The sequence below is a fragment of the Aquimarina sp. AD10 genome, from assembly GCF_003443715.1.
GTDB classification, from domain to species: domain Bacteria; phylum Bacteroidota; class Bacteroidia; order Flavobacteriales; family Flavobacteriaceae; genus Aquimarina; species Aquimarina aggregata.
Genome location: NZ_CP031965.1, coordinates 1,151,755 through 1,177,779, shown reverse-complemented (window position 1 = coordinate 1,177,779; position 26,025 = coordinate 1,151,755). Strand labels below are relative to the sequence as shown.

26 protein-coding genes are annotated in these 26,025 nt (G+C 32.1%); 9 read left to right on the top strand and 17 right to left on the bottom strand.

Features of this window, described 5'->3' with window-relative positions; translation table 11 throughout:
• Positions 1 to 39: 39 nt before the first annotated feature.
• Both D1816_RS05035 and D1816_RS05030 read left to right on the top strand, forming a co-directional pair.
• Positions 40 to 1,341, top strand: a complete 1,302-nt coding sequence (locus tag D1816_RS05035; RefSeq protein ID WP_118501422.1) for a M20/M25/M40 family metallo-hydrolase — start codon at positions 40 to 42, stop codon at positions 1,339 to 1,341.
• Between the two features lie 135 nt (positions 1,342 to 1,476).
• Positions 1,477 to 2,055 (top strand): NUDIX hydrolase, encoded by a 579-nt coding sequence (locus D1816_RS05030; RefSeq protein WP_066309692.1) that lies wholly within the window; start codon positions 1,477 to 1,479, stop codon positions 2,053 to 2,055.
• A 7-nt stretch (positions 2,056 to 2,062) separates the two neighbouring features.
• Here the strand turns inward: D1816_RS05030 and D1816_RS05025 are convergent, their stop codons facing one another.
• The 4 genes from D1816_RS05025 to D1816_RS05010 all read right to left on the bottom strand — a co-directional run bounded on the left by D1816_RS05025 (position 2,063) and on the right by D1816_RS05010 (position 5,819).
• Positions 2,063 to 3,220 (bottom strand): flavohemoglobin expression-modulating QEGLA motif protein, encoded by a 1,158-nt coding sequence (locus D1816_RS05025; RefSeq protein ID WP_066309694.1) that lies wholly within the window; start codon positions 3,218 to 3,220, stop codon positions 2,063 to 2,065.
• Positions 3,221 to 3,286: 66 nt separating this feature from the next.
• Positions 3,287 to 4,117 (bottom strand): N-formylglutamate amidohydrolase, encoded by an 831-nt coding sequence (locus D1816_RS05020; protein WP_118501421.1) that lies wholly within the window; start codon positions 4,115 to 4,117, stop codon positions 3,287 to 3,289.
• A complete protein-coding gene (gene gshB, locus D1816_RS05015) occupies positions 4,110 to 5,141 on the bottom strand; it encodes a glutathione synthase (protein ID WP_082832301.1) in 1,032 nt (343 codons plus the stop codon). Before gshB ends, D1816_RS05020 begins: the two co-directional genes overlap by 8 nt.
• A gap of 90 nt (positions 5,142 to 5,231) precedes the next feature.
• The gene (locus D1816_RS05010; protein ID WP_118501420.1) at positions 5,232 to 5,819 is read right to left on the bottom strand and encodes a hypothetical protein; all 588 of its coding nucleotides are present in this window, start codon (positions 5,817 to 5,819) and stop codon (positions 5,232 to 5,234) included.
• Between the two features lie 96 nt (positions 5,820 to 5,915).
• Between D1816_RS05010 and D1816_RS05005 the strand changes: the two genes are divergently transcribed.
• On the top strand, positions 5,916 to 6,800 hold the full coding sequence (locus tag D1816_RS05005; protein WP_066309711.1) for a M28 family metallopeptidase: 885 nt from the start codon (positions 5,916 to 5,918) through the stop codon (positions 6,798 to 6,800).
• A 48-nt stretch (positions 6,801 to 6,848) separates the two neighbouring features.
• Here the strand turns inward: D1816_RS05005 and thrC are convergent, their stop codons facing one another.
• Genes thrC through thrA form a run of 4 tightly spaced genes read right to left on the bottom strand, consistent with a single transcriptional unit; the run spans position 6,849 to position 11,907 of the window.
• Positions 6,849 to 8,138: a threonine synthase gene (gene thrC, locus D1816_RS05000; protein WP_118501419.1), complete on the bottom strand. Its 1,290-nt coding sequence runs from the start codon at positions 8,136 to 8,138 to the stop codon at positions 6,849 to 6,851.
• Between the two features lie 23 nt (positions 8,139 to 8,161).
• Complete coding sequence (locus tag D1816_RS04995) at positions 8,162 to 8,524, bottom strand: RidA family protein (protein ID WP_118501418.1); 363 nt, start codon at positions 8,522 to 8,524, stop codon at positions 8,162 to 8,164.
• A gap of 1 nt (position 8,525) precedes the next feature.
• A complete protein-coding gene (locus tag D1816_RS04990) occupies positions 8,526 to 9,455 on the bottom strand; it encodes a homoserine kinase (RefSeq protein WP_118506211.1) in 930 nt (309 codons plus the stop codon).
• A gap of 7 nt (positions 9,456 to 9,462) precedes the next feature.
• Positions 9,463 to 11,907, bottom strand: coding sequence for a bifunctional aspartate kinase/homoserine dehydrogenase I (gene thrA / locus D1816_RS04985; RefSeq protein WP_118501417.1), 2,445 nt, complete (start codon positions 11,905 to 11,907; stop codon positions 9,463 to 9,465).
• 339 nt (positions 11,908 to 12,246) lie between these two features.
• On the opposite strand from thrA, the gene D1816_RS04980 reads away from it, so the two are divergent.
• Entirely contained in the window at positions 12,247 to 13,782 is a 1,536-nt protein-coding gene (locus tag D1816_RS04980) for an NAD(P)H-hydrate dehydratase (RefSeq protein WP_118501416.1), read from the top strand.
• Between the two features lie 112 nt (positions 13,783 to 13,894).
• Positions 13,895 to 14,767, top strand: coding sequence for an anti-sigma factor (locus tag D1816_RS04975; protein WP_118501415.1), 873 nt, complete (start codon positions 13,895 to 13,897; stop codon positions 14,765 to 14,767).
• A gap of 65 nt (positions 14,768 to 14,832) precedes the next feature.
• Here D1816_RS04975 and D1816_RS04970 read toward each other — a convergent pair whose 3' ends face one another.
• The 4 genes from D1816_RS04970 to D1816_RS04955 all read right to left on the bottom strand — a co-directional run bounded on the left by D1816_RS04970 (position 14,833) and on the right by D1816_RS04955 (position 18,299).
• A complete protein-coding gene (locus D1816_RS04970; RefSeq protein ID WP_118501414.1) occupies positions 14,833 to 15,774 on the bottom strand; it encodes a leucine-rich repeat domain-containing protein in 942 nt (313 codons plus the stop codon).
• Positions 15,767 to 16,744 (bottom strand): hypothetical protein, encoded by a 978-nt coding sequence (locus D1816_RS04965; protein WP_147405104.1) that lies wholly within the window; start codon positions 16,742 to 16,744, stop codon positions 15,767 to 15,769. Before D1816_RS04965 ends, D1816_RS04970 begins: the two co-directional genes overlap by 8 nt.
• Positions 16,722 to 17,618 (bottom strand): site-specific tyrosine recombinase XerD, encoded by an 897-nt coding sequence (gene xerD, locus D1816_RS04960; protein WP_118501412.1) that lies wholly within the window; start codon positions 17,616 to 17,618, stop codon positions 16,722 to 16,724. Before xerD ends, D1816_RS04965 begins: the two co-directional genes overlap by 23 nt.
• Before the next feature lie 99 nt (positions 17,619 to 17,717).
• Positions 17,718 to 18,299 carry a porin family protein gene (locus D1816_RS04955; RefSeq protein WP_118501411.1) on the bottom strand — a complete coding sequence of 194 codons (582 nt, stop codon included), beginning with the start codon at positions 18,297 to 18,299 and terminating at the stop codon, positions 17,718 to 17,720.
• Between the two features lie 296 nt (positions 18,300 to 18,595).
• On the opposite strand from D1816_RS04955, the gene D1816_RS04950 reads away from it, so the two are divergent.
• The 3 genes from D1816_RS04950 to aroQ all read left to right on the top strand — a co-directional run bounded on the left by D1816_RS04950 (position 18,596) and on the right by aroQ (position 20,353).
• Complete coding sequence (locus D1816_RS04950) at positions 18,596 to 19,186, top strand: porin family protein (RefSeq protein WP_066309740.1); 591 nt, start codon at positions 18,596 to 18,598, stop codon at positions 19,184 to 19,186.
• 121 nt (positions 19,187 to 19,307) lie between these two features.
• Positions 19,308 to 19,934 (top strand): porin family protein, encoded by a 627-nt coding sequence (locus D1816_RS04945; protein ID WP_118501410.1) that lies wholly within the window; start codon positions 19,308 to 19,310, stop codon positions 19,932 to 19,934.
• Positions 19,931 to 20,353, top strand: coding sequence for a type II 3-dehydroquinate dehydratase (aroQ, locus tag D1816_RS04940; RefSeq protein WP_066309745.1), 423 nt, complete (start codon positions 19,931 to 19,933; stop codon positions 20,351 to 20,353). Before D1816_RS04945 ends, aroQ begins: the two co-directional genes overlap by 4 nt.
• 82 nt (positions 20,354 to 20,435) lie before the next feature.
• Here the strand turns inward: aroQ and lpdA are convergent, their stop codons facing one another.
• From lpdA to D1816_RS04915, 5 genes are all read right to left on the bottom strand, one after another.
• A complete protein-coding gene (gene lpdA, locus D1816_RS04935; RefSeq protein WP_118501409.1) occupies positions 20,436 to 21,827 on the bottom strand; it encodes a dihydrolipoyl dehydrogenase in 1,392 nt (463 codons plus the stop codon).
• A 160-nt stretch (positions 21,828 to 21,987) separates the two neighbouring features.
• Complete coding sequence (locus D1816_RS04930; RefSeq protein WP_066309748.1) at positions 21,988 to 22,488, bottom strand: hypothetical protein; 501 nt, start codon at positions 22,486 to 22,488, stop codon at positions 21,988 to 21,990.
• Between the two features lie 27 nt (positions 22,489 to 22,515).
• Positions 22,516 to 22,911 (bottom strand): peptide-methionine (R)-S-oxide reductase MsrB, encoded by a 396-nt coding sequence (gene msrB / locus D1816_RS04925; protein ID WP_066309751.1) that lies wholly within the window; start codon positions 22,909 to 22,911, stop codon positions 22,516 to 22,518.
• Positions 22,904 to 23,398, bottom strand: coding sequence for a peptide-methionine (R)-S-oxide reductase MsrB (gene msrB / locus D1816_RS04920; RefSeq protein WP_066309754.1), 495 nt, complete (start codon positions 23,396 to 23,398; stop codon positions 22,904 to 22,906). The genes msrB (D1816_RS04925) and msrB (D1816_RS04920) overlap by 8 nt, the downstream gene beginning before the upstream one ends.
• Before the next feature lie 71 nt (positions 23,399 to 23,469).
• Positions 23,470 to 24,339 (bottom strand): alpha/beta hydrolase, encoded by an 870-nt coding sequence (locus tag D1816_RS04915; protein ID WP_118501408.1) that lies wholly within the window; start codon positions 24,337 to 24,339, stop codon positions 23,470 to 23,472.
• Positions 24,340 to 24,508: 169 nt separating this feature from the next.
• Here D1816_RS04915 and D1816_RS04910 point away from each other — a divergent pair, with 169 nt between their 5' ends.
• Complete coding sequence (locus D1816_RS04910) at positions 24,509 to 26,023, top strand: DEAD/DEAH box helicase (protein ID WP_082832304.1); 1,515 nt, start codon at positions 24,509 to 24,511, stop codon at positions 26,021 to 26,023.
• Positions 26,024 to 26,025 lie beyond the last annotated feature (2 nt).

Below are 26,025 nucleotides of genomic sequence, written 5' to 3'. Positions count from 1 at the left end.
AAAAATAATTGATTCACTCAAACACTAATAGTAAGTAAAATGCACACAAATTTATTACGATGTATCCTAGGAGTTTCTTTGCTCTTGGGTGGTTCTACTTTTGCTCAAGATGGAGTAATAGCAACGAAAGAATTCACTAAAGAAATAAAAAAACTAACAACAGACAAATCTGTGCAAATCGCTATGAATGAGATAGATATATCTGATTCAGAAACTATCAAGAATATGATAGAACTAACAGAAATTCCCGCACCACCTTTTAAAGAAACTAAAAGGGCAAAGAGGTTTGTAGAATTGTTTTCTCAAACAGGAATTGATAGTGTTTGGATAGATGCTGTTGGTAATGTATTGGCACTAAGAAAAGGAAAAAAGAGAAAAAGAACAGTAGTTCTAGATGCACATATTGATACTGTATTTCCCGAAGAAACAGATGTAACTGTAAAAATAGAAGGATCAACATACGCCGCTCCAGGTATTGGTGATAATACAAGAGGAATGGCTATGCTGATAGCTGTACTAAAAGGAATGAACAAAGCAAAAATTAGTACAGATGCGGATATTGTTTTTGTGGGTACAGTTGGAGAAGAAGGGTTAGGAGATTTAAGAGGAGTTAAGCATCTGTTTAGTAAAAAATCAAGTATTAAAATTGATTCTTGGATCTCTATTGATGGGGGAGGTCCTTCGCGTATTATTAATGGTGGATTAGGTTCTAAACGATATAAGGCTGTTTTTAAAGGAAAGGGAGGACATTCATGGGGAGCTTTTGGATTAGCAAATCCTCACCATGCTTTAGGAAAAGGGATAACACTTTTCGTAGAAGAAGCGTCAAAGTACGTAGCACAAAAAGGATCTAAAACTTCGTTTAATATTGGTCGCATCGGTGGTGGGACATCTGTAAATTCAATACCTTTTGAATCTTGGGCTGAGGTTGATATGCGTTCTTTAAGTCCAGAACGATTACTAGAAATTGATAGCATTTTTAAAGCGAGTATGAGAAAAGCAGAAGTAACTTATAATGCTTCTGGCATAAAAGATAAAGTAACATTAGAATTGGTACCAATAGGAGATCGTCCTTCAGGAACATTATCAGATAAGTTACCTTTAATACAACGTTCTATAGCTGTTGCTTCATATTTGGGGATTTCACCTAAATTAAGAACAGGATCTACCAATAGTAATATTCCCATTGCTAAGAATATACCTGCAATTACCATTAGTAGAGGAGGAAAGGGCGGAAGAGCACATGCATTAGACGAGACGTGGACGAATACTCCTGATGCTACAAAAAATATAAAAATGGCATTGTTAATTACACTTGCAGAATCTGGTATAGTAAATTAAAAATATCGATATTTAATTTGTGAATTGTGTAACGATTATATCATTTCATTATATTTTTATGATAATAAAATAAGTTTACAAAACTTTAGGGATTGTTTTGAAAAATTACTCAAAATAATCTCTATTTTTATTTTTATGGAATACGAAGTACTTAATGAAGAATTACTACACGATGGATTTCTTAAGATTAGAAAAGCTATAATTAGCCATGATCGTTTTAGTAATGACAAACCCTTAGAATGTGAACGAGAATTAGTTGATAAAGGTGATTTTGCAGCAGTTTTGATCTACGAAAGAGATACAGATCAATTACTGTTTATTAAGCAATTTCGATATCCTACTGTAAAATATGGAGATGGGTGGATTTTAGAAATTCCCGCTGGCGGAATAGAAGAAGGAGAAGATCCTGTTGAATGTGCAATTAGAGAAGTAGAAGAAGAAACAGGTTATAAAATATCATCTGACTTAAAACACATTACAACATGTTATTCTACTCCCGGAGGATCAACTGAACGTATGTTATTATATTATGCAGAGGTTTCTGAAAACGATCAAGTTACAAAAGGAGGAGGACTTCAAGACGAAGGAGAAGATATTCAACTATGTAAATATCCAACCTCAGAAATAGATCGATTACTTTGTACTGAAATTGTAGATTCTAAAACAATTATTGCTTTACAATGGTTTAAACTTAATAATTTGAAACAAAAGTAAAATGATACTATTTCAAATTTCTTAATATAAAATCTAGTTTAGTGTTGGTGTTTAAATTTTGATCAAAAGAGTCACTTATATGTAAACTTTTGTGGGCTAGTCCTAAATCTTGAAGTCTAAGAATGCTTGCTTTATCTTCAAGAGTTACTTTTCCTGTTAACAGTATATTCATATCCTGTTTAGAATAATAGTAATCATATATCTTTTTAAGTCCTGTTAAGTACAAATAATCTTTTGTAAATCCACCGCCTCTATGTACACGTAAGGTAATTTGCCATGCCGTATTACGATCTAATTTGTACTGACTGTATAAGAGATCAAATGTGTCCTTAAAATCATATCCTTTAATTAAGCTATCTGCAGCAATTACTCTATATGCCAATTCTTTCATTCGTTTAAGAGTAAGGCAACCAGACATATACTCACTAAATACCGCAAGACCTTCCTGAGTTTCTGTATTGTTTACATATCCATTCGAGAATATTTTTAATGGTTGACTTTTACCATTAAATGTAGTTACCATGTGTACTCCAATTTCATGATTTGCCAATACCATTAAATCATTACTACTAAACGTATGATTTTTTTTTAATACTAATGTTTCTGAAGCATTAAGAACCATAGCAGCAGCAGAAATATTTGTAGACTTTTTAATCTTAAAATTAAAAGTATACCGTTCACTAAATTCTCTAAAGTAAGACTCAGCATCAGATGCGGTATATTGTTCTCCAATTGTATCACCCTCTTTATCATCTTTAAAATGAAGAATAAATTTGGCATTTTCTACATCACGTTCTTTAGGAGTACCAAATACTTTTAGAGAATTATAATAAAAATTCTTACCCTCTCCGATGGTTTCAATGCATTGTATTAACCCAGAATACTCATATATAATATCTTGATACAATTTTCGAATGCTATCATCTTTTATTCGTTCTAGACGTTGATTAAATATTAATCGTTGTAATTTATAAGGGTTAAATTTAATTTTACGGTACTTAAAAGTTGGGTTCTTTCTGTATTTACAAGCAAAAAAGTTCTTTTTTTCTTGCTCTATGTTTAATGGATTTAGATAGTTAAGAAGTTCTATATTCTTAACCAATCTATTTAGATTTTGATCTATTTCAAAAAGATCACTATAGATCTCTACTACATCTTCGTACATGTTAGTGTGTTGGTTTTATAATCACTTTAATGATAAATAATACAAACTAACTCCAAAAAAGAGGAATTAGCCAATAAATTTACTATAAAATGTTTTTGCATGTTCTGGAATTTTTTGAAACAACCCTCGCTCTATAGCAGATACAACCTCAGGAAATACTACATATTCTAATTCATCACAGTATACCTTAGAAAATTCTGTTGCTAGCACTAAGGTGTTGGTAAAACATTTGGATATGTATTTTAGAAAATACCCATTACCTTTAAAAGTATCATTAACCGCAGATGTAGTCTTAATTTTATCAGAAAACCAAATTTGAGATAACATAGAGCACCATGACTTTGCGAATGAAGCATATTTGGTTTGATCAATATTGGTAGTACCAATATTGATCACGGGTACTTCACGATCCCATCTTTTCCAATTATAAGAATGTATATCATAAACAATAGCGGCACCATGTTTAGATTCTATTTTAGAAATTAGGGCATGAACTACTTTATAAAAGTTGTCATGTTTTTGAAGAGAAATACTCTTGACACTTGATGTCAAAGGTTTGCTCCATAGTTTTTTACCCCAAGCATCTTCGTAAATAGCACTTTCTGGAGCTCTATTAAGATCATATTCGAAACGCGAATCACATCCAGCAATAACTATAGGATGATTTTGAATCATTTGTTTGGTAGACGGATCTTCTTCATACCACCGTTCATATTCAGAATGTAAACAGTTACTCCATAATTCTTTACGAAATTGATGACCATCATGAACCGCTGCGCAGACGTAGTAAGTATATGCGTCTATTTTTATAGTAAAAGAGTAGTCGTTTGAAACGGCATGAAATGTTTCTTCGTTATTTATTTTTGATACAATCTGGTCTATAGATAACTTAAGCATCGTCTACTGTTTTTCTAAGTTTGGCCTTTCTGTCAAACCTACTTACACGTTGTACTACTTTGTCTTCAATAAAATCAATGACTTTTTCTTGAAGTTTAATTTTGTATTTTTTATTGATATACGTAATTCCTCCGGGGCTCATAACGTTTACTTCAACTAACATTCCATTAATAACATCTATACCAACAAAATAGAGTCCATCTTTTATTAATTTAGGACCAATTTTTCGACATAATTCTTTTTCTTGTTTTGTTAAAGAGTGTTTTACCACAGAGCCTCCTGCGGTAACATTAGATCTATGATCATCTTCTCCTGGAATACGACGCATGGCACCTATTGGTTTTCCGTTAAGAATAAGAATACGAACATCACCTTGATCCGCACCTTCTATATAGTCTTGAAGAATAACATAATTTGTAGTACCATCTTTATTATCAATATAAAAATCAAGTAAAGAACGAATACTCGTCATAGCTCTTTTTTCAATTAGAATTACTCCAGAACCACCAAAACCATTCAAAGGTTTCAAAATCATTTTATCAGAAGGTGATTCTTTAATCATTTTAATTAAATAGTCCTTGTTTTTAGTAACGTGAGTGCTTGGAATGAAGTGAGTTTCAATATCGTCAAAAGCCGCAGTATAAAGTTTGTTATTGGATCTACGGATTCCATCAATATCATTCATAATAAATACATCATCTTTAACAGAGTCCAAAAAATTAAGCATGATCATATCTAATGGGGGATTACTTCGTAAGATAATCACATCAAATCCAGCCAAGGGTAGCATTTCGTCTCTAAATGTAGTTTTCATATGAAATGACTTCATTGAAGATGAGACTTTTTCTACTCTATTAATTACTTTACAAAAAGAATAGGTAACGCTATCTCGAATAGTTAAATTGGAAGGAGTAGCAATAGCCACTCCATGACCTCGTTTAGCAAATTCATGAATCAAAGTTAAAGAAGTGTCTTTTTCAGGATTAATTTCTTCCCAAGGGTACATTAAGAAGCATACATTCATTATAAATTATTTTTAGAGAGTAAAAATTTACGTTTTTTATCAGAAAATCAAGAAAAAACTTCAAAATAAAATTATAATGAGACTATATGTTTATTTGCAAACAATGTTATTTTTTATGGTATTCATCTTTTTCCAAATAGGATGCTCAGTATCTTGTGGAGATATTTTAAAAAACACATGATGTTTTTTTTCTTCACCGCAATAATTAGTATTTACTATAAAATTGAGTTTTAGCTCTTTTTTGGTAGTAAATGCATCATAGGTTAACAACTTACCTACATAATAGTTATCTTTTACTTTTTCAAAAAATGCTTTTGATTTAGGAATTTGTATAGGTGTATTTTGATCTGATGAAGAAACCACTTGCATTAAGCCGTCAAAGTAAGTTTCTATTTCGAGTTCTAATTTTTTTGCTGATAACTTAGGATTTTCATCTACAACCCATAAAAAAGCACATGAAAAATATTCAGGGCTTCCTTTAGTTCCCCAACCCGGTGCAAAACAAACATTTTCAAAACCAGTATAATCAAGTTTTGGAGCAAATTCTATAGGGAAATCAAGAACTTCTGTTCTCCAATTTTCAGGTACAATTAGTCGATTCTTTGAAGATTTCTCATTACTACATTGACAAAATAATAATATGAATATAAAAAAGGGTATGGTTTTTGCAAATTTCATTTTTGAAGTATTATTTTAGAAATAAAAGTACTAAATTAGAATATAATAAAAATTTCCTAAATTTGACAACTGTAAACGGAATACAAAACCTACAAAATGAAGTATTATAGAACAATTTTACTAGCATTCGTTTTTATAGTTCAGTTAGCCCCAGCTCAATCTGAACAAGATCGAATAGAAGCCGAGATTATTAATGTCCAAAGAAATATTGTGGCAAAATTAACAGGACATGAACCTATTAAAGGAAAGAAAAAATTAGCGAGTAGATCGACTAAATCAGAACGAAAAGCTACAGCAGATTTTTTATTTAATGAATTAAAAGATTCTGGGTTAAAACCAGAGAGAGATTCATACAATGTGCAAGATAAAAAAGGAAATCAATTTGCCGGTACAAACATCTTTGCAAATATACCTGCTACCAATGGTAGTGATGAATATGTTATTATTTGCGCACATTATGATACTGTCGAAAATAGCCCAGGAGCAGTCCATAACGCAACAGGTGTAGCTATAGCATTTTATGTGGCAAAAAAAATTGCAGAATTAGAAAATCGTAATAAAAATTTCATGGTTGTTTTCTTTGACCATTGGAAAAGCAATATGATAGGTACGCGAATGTTTACCAAAAAGCTTCAAAAAGATGGCGTTAATATACATTCAATGCACAGAGCTGATTATATGGGATGGGATAATGATGAAGATAGAGCGATTGAATTATTAGCCTCTAATTTAAGTTTAGAATCTTTGTATCGTATAGAATCTCCAGTACCAATTTATAAAAGAACTGTTGCTACTCCAGAAAGTAGATTCTTTTCTAACTTTGGTTATGAAACAGTAACATTAACGGCAGAGCTTAAAAATGCTGATAATTCACCATTTGTTCGTCAAAGTGAAGATAAATACACTACAGTAAATTTTAAATACTTAGCATCTACAACCGATATTACCTACAAAGTAATGAAGGCTTTAGCATCGCAATAAAAATCAGGTTTACTAGTAGTATTATATATAATATATCAAAAGGAGTTCTTATCGTAATAAGAACTCCTTTAGTTTTTTATAACTATCTATAGAAATACTTTTCTTTTCTTTATCAATTACTTTTTGAATTCGTTCTGGAATTTCTATTTGAGTGGTTAAAGTTTCTTCTACAACATCTAAAAATTTTACAGGATGGGCAGTTTCCAGAAAAATACCATAATCATCTTCTCCTAAAGATTGTTTTTTTAATCCTAGATATCCTACAGCACCATGTGGATCTGCAACATAACCAGATTCATTAAATATCACTTTCATTGCTTCTTTAGTTTCTTGATCATTAAAGCTATATGCAGAAAAACTATTTTTTAATGAAGAAAAATCATTATTGAAGAGATTTTGAATACGTATAAAGTTACTAGGGTTACCAACGTCCATAGCGTTAGAAATTGTAGCTTTAGAAGGTTTAGGCTCATATGTAGAGCTTTCTAAATATCGAACAACGGTATCATTAATATTTGTTGCTGCTACAAAATGTTTTACGGGTAATCCCAATTTATTGGCAACAATTCCGGCACAAATATTACCAAAATTTCCACTCGGTACCGAAAAAGTAATGTTCTTGTTTTTGTTTTTAATCTGTTTGTATGCAAACAAGAAATAAAATAATTGTGGTAACCATCTAGCTACATTGATTGAGTTTGCCGATGTTAACTGTTTGTGATCCGTAATACTAGTATCTAGAAATGCCGATTTTACCATTTCTTGACAATCGTCAAAAACACCATCTACTTCAAGCGCTGTAATATTCTGGCCTAATGTTGTTAGTTGTTTTTCTTGTATCTCACTGACTTTACCGGTTGGATATAGGATAACTACATCAACACCTTTTACTCCTAAAAATCCATTGGCTACTGCACCTCCGGTATCACCAGATGTGGCTACTAAAACAGTAACATGGTTTTCATTGTTTTTATTAAAATATCCAAGACATCGTGCCATGAAACGGGCTCCTACATCTTTGAATGCCATAGTGGGGCCGTGAAAAAGCTCTAAAGTTCCAATATTTTCCTCAACGGATATTACAGGAAAATCAAAGCTAAGAACATCTTCTAAAATATCCCGTAGTTCTATTTCTGGGATTTCATCTCCTACAAATTGCTGAATTGCTTGATAAGCTATTTCTACATTATCTAGGTTTTCGATGTTTTCAAAAAAAGATTTTGGTAGTGGAGTAATATGTTCAGGAAAATATAATCCTCGATCAGGAGCAAGCCCTTTAATAACCGCCTCAGAAAAAGAGACATTAGGGGCTTCATTATTTAAACTATAATATTGCATTATGAATTATTCGAATTATATGTTTATACTATTGCAGAGAATTCAATTTCAACTAAAATTTCTGGCGAAATTAATTTGGATACTTCGACCATTGTCGTAGCGGGTTTTATAGCTCCAAAATACGCTCCATGTGCTTTACCAATATTTTCCCATTTAGAAATATCGGTACAGTAAATTCTAGTTCTTATGACATTAGACAGGTCGGCACCAAGATCATTAAGAGCCTTTTCGGCAATCTTTATGATTTCTATGGTTTGTTCATACTCATCTTTTCCTGAAGCTGTAGTGCCCGAAATTTCTATGGTATTGCCAATTTTGATAGCTCTGGAGTATCCAACAATACCTTCCCATGGAGAACCTGTCGCTATTTTTTTAATTTCTTTCATATTAAACTTCAATTATTTTAATACCGTCATTATTAATTTTAGATATATGAATATCAAATTTGAGACCCGTTTTACTGTAAACATTACGTATAGCGTCTGCAACAAGGGTAGCAGTTTTATCTCCTTTGCTTAATGCAAAAATAGAAGGACCAGATCCAGAAATTCCACAGCCTAAGGCTCCACTTGAAAGAGCAGCTTCTTTTACAGCAGTAAATTCGGGAATTAATATAGATCGTAAAGGTTCAATGATGACATCTTCAAGACTTCTACCTATAAGTTCATAATCTTCTGTAAATAATCCTGCAACCAAACCTCCTACATTTCCCCATTGTTGTATAGCTTGTTGTAGGGATACGTTGTGTTTGATAACAGATCTTGAATCAGAAGTTTTTACTTCGATTTGTGGATGAATAACAGTAATCATTAAATCTTTTGGTGTATTTAATTTAATAACATCTAAAGGCTTATAACTACGAACTAATGTAAATCCACCAAGTAGGGCAGGAGCAACATTATCTGCATGGGCATTTCCACTCGCGAGTTTTTCTCCTTCCATGGCAAAGGCAATTAATTCTTGTGATGAAAAAGGAGAATCTAATAAATAATTTACTGCCCAAACGGCGCCGGCGCTACTAGCGGCACTACTTCCAATACCGCTTCCTGCTTTAATTTTTTTATAGATTTCTATGGTAACACCAATTTCCTTTTTATAAGCTTTAAGTAAAGCTTCAACGGCCACACCCGCAACATTTTTGTGTGTTTCTAACGGAAGGTTAGCCCCATCTATTTTTGTGATTTTTACTTCTGGATTAGATGTTAATGAAATAACCATTTCATCTCCAACTGTATCTAAACAGCATCCAAGTACATCAAATCCACAAGATAGATTAGCTACCGTAGCAGGAGCAAATATTTTAATACTTTTATTCATTGGTATGCTATTTTTTTCCAATTCTAATGATATCTGCAAAAATACCTGAAGCAGTGACATCGGCACCTGCACCGGCACCTTTTACAATTAGTGGTTGTTTTGGATATCTATCAGTGTAAAATAAAACAATATTATCGCTTCCTTCTAGGTTGTAGAATGGGTGATCAACGGGAATATGTTGTAATCCTACTTTTGCATTACCATTTTCGTATTGGGCGACATATTTTAATCGACATTGTTTTTGCTCCGCATCTTCTAAAATTTTACCAAAATGATTTTCATATTCTTTCACAGAATTTAAAAAATCTTCAACTGTAGAGGTATCAAGACAATCTTGCGGAAGGAAAGAATCGTTCTCTATATCTTCAAGCTCCATTACTTTACCACTCTCTCTCGCTAGAATAAGAATTTTACGGGCTACATCGATACCACTAAGGTCTATTTTAGGATCAGGCTCTGTATAACCTTCTTGTTGAGCTTGTTTTACAATTTCATGGAAAGTAACCCCTTTTTTATAATTGTTAAATACAAAATTAAGACTTCCAGAAAGTACCGCTTGTATTTTATGTACATTATCTCCAGAAGCTATTAGATTATTAAGGGTATCAATTATAGGCAAACCTGCTCCCACATTCGTCTCATACAAAAATGAAGCACTAAATTTTCTAGACAAACTTTGTAGTTCTTCATAATTTGTATATTCATCGGCACAAGCAATTTTGTTGCATGTAACTACCGCCATGCTTTCTGCTAAATAATGTTTATAAATTTTAGCAATATCAGGATTGGCAGTATTATCAACAAAAATAGAATTACGCAAATTCATTTCTTGTGCTATTTTAAAAAAATGCTCAGCATTTGCAGGCTCTCCATCTACTAGAAATTTTTCCCAAGAATTAAGATCGATTCCTTTTTCATCAAAAGCCATTTTTCTTGAATTAGAGAGTCCAACAACTCTAATTTTTAATCGAAGTTTTTCTTTTAAATATTTATTTTGTTGCTCTAATTGACTTAATAACTTGCTTCCAACATTTCCTACTCCTGTAATAAAAAGGTTTAGTTGTTTTGTTTTAACTTCAAAGAAACGTTCATGTAATATGTTGAGCGCCTTTTTAATATCCTTTTCTTCAATGACTACAGATATGTTTTTTTCTGAAGCACCTTGTGCAATAGCTCTAATGTTGACATTGTTTTTTCCCAAAGTACTAAACATCTTACCGCTTAATCCTTGATGATGATACATGTTATCACCAACAAGGGCAATAATAGCTACCTCATTTTCAATTTTTACGGGATTTAGCTTCTTTTTAGAAATTTCAAATTCGAAAGTACGATCTAGAATGCTTTTAGCTTTTTCTGCATCAACAGATTCTATCGCTAAACAAATAGAATGCTCTGAAGAGGCTTGAGTAATCAGAATTACATTAATATTATCAAGAAATAAAGCTTCGAATAATCGTTTAGAAAATCCAGGAATTCCTACCATACCACTACCTTCAAGAGAAATAATAGCTATATTGTCTATATGCGTAATTCCGGTTACAGGTTTTTGTCTCTGGTCTACTTTTCTAGTTATAGCTGTACCTTTGTCTAATGGTTTAAAGGTATTTTTAATAACTATTGGAATATCTTTATCTAATACTGGATGTATTGTAGGAGGGTAAATTACTTTAGCTCCAAAATGAGATAATTCCATCGCTTCTTGATAAGAGATATGTGATACAGGTTTAGCCTGTTTCACTAATTTAGGATTAGCAGTATACATACCACTTACATCTGTCCAAATTTGTAACTGTTCAGCATCAATTGCTGCTGCCAAAATGGCTGCGGTAAAATCAGACCCACCTCTTCCTAGTGTTGTAGGCTCGCCATCTTGAGTTTTGGCTACAAAACCAGGAAAAAGACATATTCTATGTGTGTTTTCCTTATGAAAGGAGAGAATTTTAGTATTTGTTTCCTTATAATCAATAGCAATTTTAGTACTATCCGTTTTTACAATAACGTCACGAGAATCTTTAAAAGTAATATCTAATTCTTTTACTTTCGCGGCTTCGGTTATAATATATGATGAAAGCATTTCACCAAAACTGGCTATTACAGCAGCAGTTTTATCAGATAACTCACTTAATAAATACACGCCTTCACAAAGTGATTCTAAAGTATTAAGCTGTGCTTTTACTTTGCTAATTATAGCACTTTGATTAATCACCGGAATTAGAGCCTTAACTGTATCTAAATGTCTTTTCTCTATTTCTGCTAATGTATTTTTATAGTTCTCATTATTTGTAGAAGCTTCCTCACCAGCTTTTAATAACAAGTCGGTTATACCACCCATTGCAGAGACAACTACAAATAGTGCTTTTTCCCGAGATTGTTCTTTAATAATTTCTATTACATTCTCTATGGTAGTAGCATTAGCTACAGAAGAACCTCCAAATTTTAGAACGTTCATAATATATTTTTTAAGTAATAAATTAATGGATAAACTTGTCTTCGGTAGCTTATAATTCTAATAAACTACGTACTTTCTTTGGTGATATATAAATAATTAACCCCTAAGGGTAATAATAATTGTAGTACGCGTAATAGAAGTAATCCCAGACACAATAGCTGTTCCTAAAGAGATTAATATAGCCGAGATGAAAACGGTACTAAACATTAGTTTATCTTGATTTGAGATCAAATGTATAATTTTTTATTTTTAAAGAAAATTAAATCAATACAATGTATAAACTTTTGTTAATTCAATAATTTATCTCATATTTCATTATATAATTCCTAATTAAATCAAATGAAAATATTTTCTGCACAACAAATGCGAATGGCAGATGAAGCTACTATTACTTCAGAGAAGATTAGTTCTCTAGACCTAATGGAAAAAGCTGCCACACAAACTTTTAATTTAATACATCAGAAATTACAAGGATCACCTATTGTTATTCATGTTTTTTGTGGTCTTGGTAATAATGGGGGAGATGGATTAGTAATTTCTAGATTATTGGTGCAGCATGGGTATACAGTACAAACGTATATTGTTAATTTTAGCGATAATCGATCCAAGGATTTTTTGATAAACTATGATCGTCTTAAGGAAATTGTTACAACATGGCCAACACAACTTAAATCTGAAGATGATTTCCCAAAGATAAAAAATGAAGATATGGTTATAGATGCGATCTTTGGGATTGGTCTTAATAGACCTATGGTGCCTTGGGTAGTTTCTTTAATAAAACATATTAATAAAACAAGAGCTTTTAAGTTGTCTATTGATATTCCGTCTGGTCTATATTCTGACAAAGGGCCTGAAGATAAGAATGGAGTTATTTTTGCCGATGTAACGGTAGCATTTCAGTTACCAAAACTAGTTTTCTTTTTACCAGAAACAGGAATCTATTCTAATGATGTAGAAGTAATAGATATTGGCCTTGATAGAAATTTTATTATGAATACTGCCGGAATAGCAGAATTAATAACTAAAAATGAAATATTACCATTATATCGTCCCAGACATAAGTTTGGTCATAAAGGTACATATGGGCATTGTGTTTTAATCGGAGGTAGCTATGGAAAAATGGGAAGCGTTACGTTGGCTACAAAATCTGCCTTAAAAGTAGGAGCAGGTTTAGCAACAGCATATATCCCGGAATGTGGTTATGAAGTTTTACAAACGGCTGTGCCTGAAGCTATGGTTATAACAGACGATGATGATGAGTTAGCAGAAATTAATCTTGATATCACACCAGCAGCGGTTGGAATTGGAACCGGGCTTGGAACTAGCACAAAGACCGTAAAAGCTTTTGAAGAGTTTTTGAAGAATGTTACTTTTCCTCTTGTTATCGATGCAGATGGGATAAATATACTGGCGAAACATCAAGAATTTTTGGAACACCTTCCTAAACAAACAATTTTAACTCCGCATCCTAAAGAGTTAGAACGTTTGATTGGTAAATGGGACGATGATTTTGATAAATTAAGAAAGACGAAAGCGTTTTCGAAGAAATATCATTGTATAATTGTTATAAAAGGAGCCAATACAATCACTATTAATCAAGATATTATGTATGTAAATAGTACAGGTAACCCAGGTATGGCTACTGCAGGGAGCGGAGATGTACTTACAGGAATGATTACAGGATTATTATCTCAAGGATATAATCCATTACATGCTACTGTTTTTGCAGTTTATCTTCATGGAAGTTCTGGGGATTTGGCTGCCCAAAAATCTGGTTTTGAGGCAGTAATAGCAAGTGATATTCTCTCAAATATTGGAAATGCTTTTCTAGAACTATTTAGATCCCCTGATCAGAATGTTCAAAAACACTCTTAAACGTAGATTATATGTAAAAAGAATGTGGTTTTAACATACAATTTTGTCTTTGTTTTAGAGTTAATTATTGTAACCTTGATACTCTTAATTGATAACTTGAAAAAACAAAATGATGACAAAAAGAATTTTAGTAGTAGCCCTGAGTATTGTATCGCTATTGATAACCTCATGTTCTAGCGATGATGGACCGCCTACATCTAATTTGACTCTTGAACTAATCGGATTAGAACCATTAACAGGGGGAGCGTCTTATGAAGCTTGGCTTGTGGTAGACGGAGAACCGGTATCGATTAATAAATTTTCTAGTGTTGGAACTACTACAGTTTTTCCAGTAGTAACAACAACATTAGAGAGTGCAACAGAGTTTTTCTTATCGATAGAAGCACCAAATGATGCTGATCCAAAACCGTCTAAAACAAGAATTTTAACAGGTACTTTTACTGGAAGCGTTGCACAAGTAGTTTCAACGACTGTAATGGCCGATTTTTCTTCTGTTTCAGGAAAATTTGTAATGGCAACACCAACAGATAATGTATCGGATAATGATGAATTTGGAATTTGGTTTGAAGATCCAAGTGGGATTCAGGTAGCTCCAGGTTTAGACCTACCACCACTTGCCGATGGATGGAAATATGAAGGTTGGGTTGTGTTAACAAAAAATGGAACATCATTTCCTGTTTCTACTGGTACATTTAGTGATGAAACAACATTTGATGATGCTTCACCATATAGTGGCAATGGCAATGCTCCTGATTACCCAGGTGAAGATTTTATTAATAGTGCACCACAAGGGTTAACATTTCCTGAGGATGGTGATGTGAGAGGTAAAATGGTAGTAATTTCTGTAGAGCCATCTCCAGATTATGATCAAGCGACTCCCTTTTTTATAAAACCTCTTACAGGAACAGCACAGCAAAATGTTGCACCTGCAATAAACACTCTTACAGCTAACAATAATGTGCCTTTTGGTAGAGTTGTTAGATAAATAAACAATAGAATATATACAAACGGCCTCTCATATAAGAATTTTGAGAGGCCGTTTTTTTTACCTTATTTTTGTTCAAAAGAAAGTAAGAAAAACCCCTTAAATAACTTCTTTGCTTTAATTTTTTCTTTTTCTGTAATTGGATTATTGTCTAAAATTAATCCAGCTAATGAGTACTTTTCGGCTTCATATACTGTTGGGATTGTATTAATTTTATTATTATTTATGTGGACCATAAAAAGGGATTTCATAGTAGTGAATACTTTTGGTAATTGAGTGAATTCATTATACCCTGCATGGATTACCCAAGTTTTCATTTTAGACATTTCTTTAGGTAATTTTTGTAACCGATTATGATCGATATATAGAAATCTAACCTGATTAACTTTGCTAATTTCGGGCGGTAACTTATCAAGTTGATTGTGATCCAACCATAAAGAATATAAATTAGGAAGCATCCCTAGTAATTCAAAGTTTCTGGCAGTTTTTATCGTGTTAAAAGATAAATTTAAATCTTTGATGGTGGGTATAGTTTTGATGTTTTCAGGGAGCTTAGAAAGTTCGTTTCCTTTAAGGTTAAGAAATTCTATGGGCAATTCGGCAATAAGGTCAAAATTATATTCTAGATCAATTTTTGGATTGTATGCCAGTGATAATTGTTTTAGTTTTGATAACTGTTTAATAGATTCTGGTAATTTTTCGATACTTAGACTATCAAGTATTAAAATTTCAATAGTATTATATTGTGCTAATTGTTCGAATACTTGTTGTAGATCTAATTCAGGATTAGAACTTATATCGAGCATTCGAAGATCTTTTATTTTCTTAATGGATTCTGGAAGTGATTTTAGATTTTGATTACTTAAATCTAATCGATGTATTTTTGAAATATTGTTTTGTTCAATTTTAGAGAATGTTGGGCTATAAAAATTAGTATATGTAGAACAACTATTACTAAAGATTGCCAAGGTAACTATTAGAATATATGTATAACTTCTCCTACTCATTAGAAACTTCTTTTTTCAATACATTACCACTAATTTCAATGTACAATTTATTTTTTGTTTCCACTTGCCAAGGAAAACGGGGATTTAGCCCCAAACCATCATGTAAGGTATTTTGGATATAAGCTCCCGTTTTTTGACTATTTAATCCTATTTTAGAGTGTACTGATATATATTCTTCTTGGTATGTACCATATACATATACATTTCCATAAAAGAGATCTACAATAGGGGGTAAGGTGTACCAAACATTTTTGCGACCATTATCTGAATTTATAGGATTTCTTGGAGATCTACTATAATCAGGTCTGGGGGTAAATAGATCTATACCAAACCCTAACTGATAAATAGTTTCGGGTCCTTTTATTTTAGTAAATCCAAGATCTAGAGATCCTGTAACACCATAATCGGTTCCTGCTCCACTGAATAAACCAATTTTTAAGTCATTTCTAAATGCAAAATGGAAATTGTGATTTGCATTGCTGAATCTCATTAGTAAAGCACCTCTTTTAAGTCCATATGATTTTAAATTATTTGGTAATACATCTTTGCTAACCCCAAATCCTAATCCGTTAAATCCCCCTTTCCCTAAAGGGTTAAATAAAAGTGCTGTATTTGTATTAAATACAGTAGCTCCAAGTAAATTACTGTTTTTTCCAACCCCAGCTAGACCAAAGAATTCGTAGGAATAAGCAAATCCCTCTGTTTTTAAAGTATGTCTTTTTAAGAATGCATAAGAAGCTAAAGATAATCCGCTTTCTAAAGCAATATCGCCATAGCTTAAAGTTCCTAAACCAGATACCCCAACTTTAAGCCATTGATTTTGATTTCCTAATGTAATTTCAGCTTTGACTAAGACACCGCCATTAGCCTTAAACTTTTGCGCTAACAGTCGAGGGGCATTAAAAAAAATAAGAAAGATTACTATGATGCCAAATGAGTGCTTCATATTATCTTCGTGGATGGAATTCATTCATAACTTGAGTTAAATGACTACGGTCAATATGCATATATATTTCTGTAGTCGTAATACTTTCGTGACCTAACATAAGTTGTATGGCTCTTAAATCCGCACCGTTTTCTAATAGATGGGTAGCAAAAGAGTGTCTAAAGGTGTGCGGACTTACTTGTTTATGAATACCTGCTTTTTCGACTAGTCGTTTTACAATAGTAAATATCATGGCTCGTGTGAGTTGTCTGCCTCTGCGATTTAGAAATAGGGTATCTTCAAAACCTTTCTTAATGTCGATATGGTTACGTATTTCCTGAGTATAAATGGTAATAAACTTTTGTGTAGTTTCTCCAATAGGAACAAACCTTTGTTTATCTCCTTTTCCTGTAACACTTATATAACCTTCTTCAAAAAATAGATTAGATAATTTTAATTCAATAAGTTCTGTAACTCTTAATCCACAACCGTATAAAGTTTCTATAATTGCTCGGTTACGTTCACCTTCTGGTTTGCTAAGATCAATTTGCGCAATAATATGATCGATTTCTTCGACAGATAAAGTATCAGGTAATTTTCTGCCAATTTTAGGAGATTCTATTAACTCCATAGGGTTTGTTTCTCGATAATCTTCAAAAACTAAGTAATTAAAAAAACTTTTTAAACCAGAAATAATTCTTGATTGCGAACGGGCGTTTACTAATTTTGCTGTTTCAAAAATGAACTGTTGTAATATTTCCTTTTCTATTTGTAAAGGAGAAGTATCTATCTCACCAGCTTCAAGAAATCCTAGTAAACGTTTAAGATCTAGATGATAATTAATTATAGAATTTTCAGAAAGACCTCTTTCAATTCTTAAATAGTGAATATAATCTTTAATAGCATGTTCCCATTTCATCTGCTTTTCAATAGATTTTCAGAATTATTAGTACTAAGATATAAAAAGTAAGCCACCTCGATCTCTTGAGGTGGCTTTTATTACTGATTTGATACTAAGTTAAAATTTATAGACTAATCCTAGGTTAATATTGTCTAAGTTTAGGCCAATCGAAAAATTATCGCTAGACTCACCTTGATCGGGATTAGCTGTTGCATAGGATAAAGCTCCCCAAGCAGCTTCTAGTGCAAAATTGTTATTTAAAAAATAACTTACTCCTGGACGCAATGTTAGTGCGAACCCATCTGTAGTAGAATCAGTGGTGCCGTTATCAAAATTAATTGATTGATAATCAATGCCAAATTCACCAAAGATTGAAAATTTACTTGCTGGAGTAAAATAATACCTCCCAAAAGCTCCTGCAGTAATAGTATTTGTATCTGTGTCAATAGCACCGTTTTCTTGAGATATTGTTTGATACGAAATCCTAGCTCCTACGGTAATATTTTCAGAAACGAAATATCCTACTCTTGGAGATACAGAGAATGACGAAGTCTTGTCATCACCTGTAGATGAAGAATTAAAACCAAAAGAGCCTGAAATAAATACATCTCCTTTTGTAAATCCTTCTGTAGTTTCGTCCTGTGCTTGTACAGCACTAAAAGCCAATACTGCTATTGCAGTTAAAATCAGTTTTTTCATAATAATTGTTGTTTAAAGTTGGGACTAAACTATAGAATATACTTGTATAAAAAGTTAAAATACTCTCAATTTTAAGTGTTTTTAGTATTCTTTTTAGTAACAGATTAGTTTTTTTATGCTTTAGATTAAGGTTTTGACTTCTTTTAAAACTTTAAAGTATTGTATTACAATGGGTAATCAATTTGTATCTAGACTCATAACAAAAATAATATATAAAAAACATGTTTATGTCGTTAAAAAGTATAATTTTATCGATGAATTACAAACAAATAAACATTCATTTTAAATCAATCATTATGAAAAAAATTTTATTAGTAGCTGTATTAGCTTCTTTTAGTTTAGTAACTACTGCCCAAGAAGAGGGTATAAGATTTGGAGCCAAGGCAGGGGTTAACTTTGCAACAATTACAGGAGATGGTACAGATGATGTAGATGGTAAAACGGGTTTTCATTTAGGAGCTATTGTTGAAATTCCTATTTCTGAAAAATTTGCTTTTCAACCAGAAATACTCTATTCTTCTCAGGGTTCTTCTGAAGAGGATGGCGGTATTGACTCTAAGCTTAACTTGAATTATATTAATATTCCATTAATGGCGAAGTATTATATTGCTCAAGGGTTAAGTTTACAAGCAGGTCCTCAAATTGGTTTTTTAGCTTCTGCTAAGTCTAAAACAGAAGGAGACGGTGTAGAAGTGGAAATAGATGCAGATGAGTTTATTAAAGGAATAGATTTTGGACTTAACTTTGGTCTTGGGTATCAATTAGCGGCAGGAATATTTTTTGAAGGTCGTTATAATCTTGGTTTATCAGATATTAATGATATTGATGGGGTTAGTGAAGAGATTAAAAACTCTGTAATCCAATTATCTGTAGGATATAAGTTTTAATGTATTTTAGTAGTACAGATATATTAAAAAGCGTTCATTTTATCGGACGCTTTTTTTGTACACTATATTTTCTAGTATTTTAAAAAATAAAACTACTTTTGGTTAGTTATATATTATCATTATGAAAAAATACATATATCTATTTTTTGCAGTATTCATGATTGTGTTCAATGTACAGGGACAAGATGAAGATCCATTATATACTAGAGCAGGTTTTAAACTGGGACTTAATTATAGTAATCTAACTGGAGACATTGATAATGCAGATGCAAGAACACGAATTCATTTAGGAGCAGTAATAGAGTTCCCTATCTCTCAACGATTTTATATTCAAACAGAAGTATTGTATTCTGCACAAGGATTTACGATTGATGAAAATGGAGAGGAAAATAAAATTAGTCTTAATTATTTAAGTTTACCTGTATTAACAAAATTTTATTTCACACCAAAGTTTAGTTTTGAAACAGGACCGAGATTATCAACATTGGCAAGTAGTTCAAGATCTATAGGTGATGAAGATACCGAAGATGAGTTTTTTGAAGCTTTTAATGATGTTGATTTTAGTTGGATGATAGGAGCAGGGTACAAAGCAGAAAGCGGTATGTTTTTTCAATTAAACTATGGGCTAGGGCTTAGTAATGTATCTAATATAGATGGTATTAATAATACTAATTCATTGCTACAATTATCTATTGGCTATTTATTTAAAACAAAGAATAACAGAAGACAGGAACCAATATCACAATGAAAATATTAATACTAAATGGCCCAAATTTAAATATGTTGGGAAAAAGAGAGCCTGGTATATATGGAAACCAGACTTTTGAAGATTTTTTTAAAACATTACAAGCAAAATTCTCTGATATTTCATTAACCTATTTTCAATCTAACATTGAGGGAGAATTAATTACAAAAATTCAAGAAGCAGATGATGATTTTGATGGGGTAATTCTAAATGCGGGAGCGTATACGCATACGTCTATTGGTATTGGGGATGCTATTAAAGCAGTAACTACACCAGTAATTGAGGTACATATTTCTAATACATTTGGTAGAGAAGAGTTTAGACACCAATCTTATATTTCACCGAATGCACATGGTGTAATATTAGGTTTTGGTTTACAGAGTTATGAATTAGCAATTCATAGTTTTCTGAATAAATCATAGTATTTTTTCAACATAAAAATAAAATCACCCCAAAATTCTCTGAATTTTGGGGTGATTTTTTATTTAAAATACACTTATACTATTATAAATGTATTACTTCGTCATAGGCATCGGCAACAGCTTCCATAACGGCTTCACTCATCGTTGGGTGAGGGTGGATAGCTTTTAATACTTCATGGCCAGTTGTTTCTAATTTTCGACCTAGTACGGCCTCTGCAATCATATCAGTAACTCCAGCTCCGATCATATGGCATCCTAGCCATTCTCCATATTTTGCGTCAAAAATAACTTTAACAAAACCATCTTTGGTACCAGCAGCACTTGCTTTACCAGACGCTGAAAAAGGAAATTTACCTATTTTAAGCTCATATCCTGCTTCTTTAGCTTGTTTTTCTGTCATTCCTACACTTGCAATTTCTGGAGAAGCATAGGTACATCCTGGGATATTACCATAGTCTATTGCTTCAACATGCATACCAGCAATTTTTTCAACACATGTAATACCTTCTGCAGATGCAACATGAGCTAATGCTGGGCCAGGTACTACATCTCCTATAGCATAAATACCTGGAATATTGGTTTGATACCAATCATTAACAATGATTTTATCTCTATCCGTAGCAATTCCTAATTCTTCTAAACCTATGTTTTCAATATTTGTTTTGATTCCAACTGCAGAAAGAACAATATCAGCTTCAAGGATTTCTTCTCCTTTTTTGGTTTTAACAGTAGCTTTTACACCATCACCACTCACATCAACACTTTCTACTGAAGAATTAGTCATTACTTTGATACCTGCTTTCTTGAAATTTCTACCAAATTGTTTTGATACTTCTTCATCTTCAAGAGGTACTAGATTAGGTAAAAATTCTACAATAGTTACTTCTGTACCCATTGCATTATAAAAATGAGCAAACTCTACTCCAATAGCACCAGAACCAACCACAATCATCTTTTTAGGTTGTGATTTTAAGGTCATGGCTTCACGGTATCCGATAACTTTTTTACCATCTTGAGGTAAATTAGGAAGTTCTCTAGACCTCGCACCTGTTGCTATAATTATGTGTTTAGCTTCATAAACTGAAGATTTTCCGTCTGCATCTGTAACTTCTATTTTGTTACTAGCTTTTAACTTACCAAAACCTTCAATTACATCTATTTTATTTTTTTTCATTAGGAATTGAACTCCTTTGCTCATTCCATCTGCTACTCCGCGACTTCTTTGTACTACAGCATCAAAATCTTTATCAAATTTTTCTATAGTTAATCCATAATCAGATGCATGTTTTAAATATTCGAATACCTGTGCACTTTTTAACAATGCTTTTGTAGGTATGCACCCCCAATTTAAACATACGCCTCCTAAGCTTTCTTTTTCTACAATTGCAGTCTTAAAACCTAATTGCGATGCTCTAATTGCAGTTACATATCCCCCAGGACCACTTCCTAAAACGATAATATCATATGTGCTCATAAATGTCGATTTTTTTGAAGTCACGAATTTAAGGATAATTCATGAACCAAAAAAGGAATTAGATATTCCCTAACAATTAGATTTTTGGCAATAGAATAAAAAAAACGCTATCAGTTCGATAGCGTTTTTTAAACAGCATGTATATGCGTAATTAATGTTTTTAAAATTCTAAATTCAGTGCAGATTTAACAGCATTTAAATCATTTAAATCTACTTTTGAATCACTGGCAAAAGATGAAGGTACTATAACTACTCTAAAAACCTGATTATCAGTTATGTCTGAATTTAAGCTAGTTAAATCATCACTTTCAAGTACAAACTCTATACTAGCCTTATTTGTTCGTTCATCAAAGATGAAATTGAAACTGAATCTAGCAAATTCTCCTGGTGCAAAATTAAAAGTTTTAGGTAAAGGTTCCCATACATCACCTCCTTCTGCGGCAGATCTTATAGGGTCTAAAATAAAAACTAATGCAACATCAGCATCAAATACTTCTACGTTATTGGGAACAACAGCTTCATCAGCAAAATTATTAGCGGCATTAAAAGTCCGTGTGACTTCAAATGTTCTTGCAAATGTGTCATTATCAAAATCGTCATCATTATTACAAGAAGTTAATAGTAATGCAGTTAAACAAAATAGGGTGAGTATCTTTTTCATAAGTGTAAATAATTTATTAATAGTAATTTATTTTTCGTCAAAATCTATACTTACAGAGTTTACGCAATATCGTTGTCCAGTCTTTGTAGGTCCGTCATCAAAAACATGACCTAAGTGGCTTCCACAATTGGCACATAATATTTCAGTTCTTATCATACCATGTGTTGTATCCCTGATGTATTCTACAGTTCCTTCTATAGATTCATCAAAACTAGGCCAACCACAACCAGAGTCAAATTTAGAAGTACTTTCAAAAAGGGCTGTGTTACATCCCATACATTTGTATGTTCCTTCTTCTGCATGTATATTATATTTGCCTGTAAAAGGTCTTTCTGTACCTTTTTGTCTAAGCACTCTGTATTCTTCTTCTGTGAGCTGATTTTTCCATTCAGCCTCAGTTTTTTTAATTGGATAGTTACTCATTAGTTGTTTTTTTTGGAACAAATACTAAGGCATCTCCATTAATACAATGTCTCATACCTGTTGTTTCTCTTGGTCCATCATTAAATACATGACCTAAATGTCCTCCACATGTACTGCATAATAATTCTGATCTGGCATATCCTAATTTATAGTCAACATCCTTATCAACATTATTTTTTACAGCTCTATCAAAACTTGGCCATCCTGTGCCGCTATCAAATTTATGTTCACTCTGATATAAAGGGGTATTACACGCTGCACAATGAAATGTACCTGGGGCATATAGCTTATTTAAGACACTAGAAAAAGGTCTTTCTGTTCCAGCCTGTCTCAAAATATAATACTGCTCTGAGGTAAGGATTTTTTTCCATTCTGCGTTTGTTTTAGAAACAGCATAGGATTTTTCCTCTTTTTTTTCTTTTTTCTGTGCGTTACCTGTACAACTTATTACAAGAACTCCTATAAATAATAGAATAAAACGTTTCATAGTTTTTTAATTAAATTTAATAAAGTTTTTCTAATAGTCGTATTAATCCCTTGAGTATAACATTGCAATAACTATTCCAAAATAAAATTGAGGATTTGAACTAGTACTTTTTTGTCTCCTAAAATTTTGCGATGGCCTAGTTGTTCTGTAAGGATTAACTGTCCGTTCTCTAATTCTTTTATTATTTCATGAGCTGCACTGTAGTGCACATCTACATCATTTTTATCATGTATTACCAATGTTGGTATTTTTACTTCTTTTGCAGATGTAGCCCCAGAGTAATTATCCAGATTTTCACCAAATCTTTTGTCAAAATATGATTTTAACAATTGACCAACTTTATTGTTTAATTGAAGATTTTTTGCAAAGTTTTTAGTTATTGCAGTTATACTGTTTGCTGTGCCTATAATCACTAATTTTTTGATAGATAATCCATTTTTGGTTGCTCTAAGAAGAGACATTCCGCCTAATGAATGCCCTATAGCGGCTTCAAAAGGTCCGTGTGATTTTTCTAAATGATGAATAGTTTCAATAAAATGGGGCATGATAGTCCTCTTACCAGGGGATTTTCCATGTGCAGGAGCATCAAAACTAACTGTAGTATATCCTCTTTCTAATAATTGTTCTGCTATTTTTGATAGTTGGGTTCCGCTTCCTGACCAACCGTGACTAAGGAGTATTTTTTTTTCTGCAGTACCATAAGTATAAACAACAACACTCCTCCTTATTTTATCAATATATACTTTTTCTTTATGAGCTTCTGCAAACATTTTTTTTTCTCTTTCGGGCATTTTATAACCAAAAGGTGTCAAAAACAATCTTGCTGCAAATCTTGAAGCTAAAAATGGCGAGATCCAATTAAGTATTTTTCCTGTATATATTATAGATTTCGGTATAAGTAAGGCTTGAACCGGAATTAAATCTTTATCCTTTTTATTCATTTATAGTGGTTAAGATATTTTCAAAACTAAAGTAAGAGAAACTTTTACTCTAGGAATTAAGAATAATTAACATTTAAAGCCCAAAATTAAAAAAATATATTCCATCATTTGTTTTATATAACCTTGTAAAGTGTTTAATTTTGTAGCTTATTTTTATAAACCCTCGATATTGTCATCCACAGAAATAGAAAAGAAAGAACAAAAAGTTCTATATGATTACCAGAAACGGGATATTGATAAAATTTTTGGTCGTGTTGAGGAGTTTCCGAAGAACTATAATTTGTTGTATCAACTTCCAACAGGAGGAGGTAAGACAGTTATTTTTTCAGAGATTGTAAGACGCTATATAGAAACTACTAAAAAAAAGGTAATCGTTCTTACCCATCGCATAGAGCTCTGCAATCAGACTTCTAAAATGCTTACAGAGTTTCAGGTCAAGAATAAAATCATAAATAGTTCTGTTAAAGAACTTAATGACCAAGACGAGTATACGTGTTTTGTGGCTATGGTCGAAACATTGAATAATAGGCTTAATGATGATCAGTTAGAGTTGCATAATATCGGAATGGTAATTATAGATGAAGCCCATTATAATTCTTTTCGAAAACTGTTTAGATTTTTTAAAAATTGCTTTATTCTTGGTGTTACTGCAACCCCGCTTAGTTCTAATATGAAATTACCTATGAAGGATAATTATAATGAACTAATTGTTGGGGATACTATAAATTCTTTGATAAAAAGTGGTTTCTTGGCAAAACCAGTAACATTTACTTATGATGTAGGTTTGTCTTCTTTAAAAATTGGTATGAATGGTGATTATACAGTAAAATCATCTGAAGAGTTATATACTAATATGTTGATGCAGGATAAACTTTTACATGCCTATGAAGAACGATCAAAGGGTAAAAAAACACTTATTTTTAATAATGGAATAAATACATCGGTCTATGTATACGAAACGTTTAAGAAGGCTGGCTACCCCATAAGACATTTAGATAATACAAATAGTAAACAAGAACGAGAAGATATTCTTAATTGGTTTAAGCATACAAAAGATGCTATTTTAACTTCGGTAAGTATTTTGACAACAGGTTTTGATGAACCTACTGTAGAAAGTATCATACTTAACAGGGCTACAAAATCGTTAACTCTTTATTTTCAGATGATCGGAAGAGGATCTAGAATTTTACCTATTAAGAAAGAGTTTTTTATTATCGATATGGGTAATAATACGGCTAGATTTGGATTGTGGAACACAGAAGTAGATTGGCAATCAATATTTAGATCCCCAGATTTTTATTATGATAATTTGGTTGGAGATGAAGAGATTGAAAGAAATTTCAAATATGTGATGCCAGAAGATATTCGTAAAGAATTCGCAAAATCTGAAGATGTAACGTTTGATATAGAAGAAGAGTACACTAAAACCAAGAGGTTTAATTTAAGAAGCCTTACTGTTTTAGAAAAATCTATAGAACAGCATGCGGTAATGTGTGTCGAAAATAGTGAAGATGTATTTGATGCCCGTATTCTTAGTAAATTGTTAGATAGAGATATAGAATTTAGAGTTAGACGGTACTCTTATTGTATTAGTAAAAGCACTAAAAATTACCGAGATTGGTTAGAAGAAGATTATAAACGAAAATTGAGAACCAAGATTAACCATTTATTTATGGATAATTAATA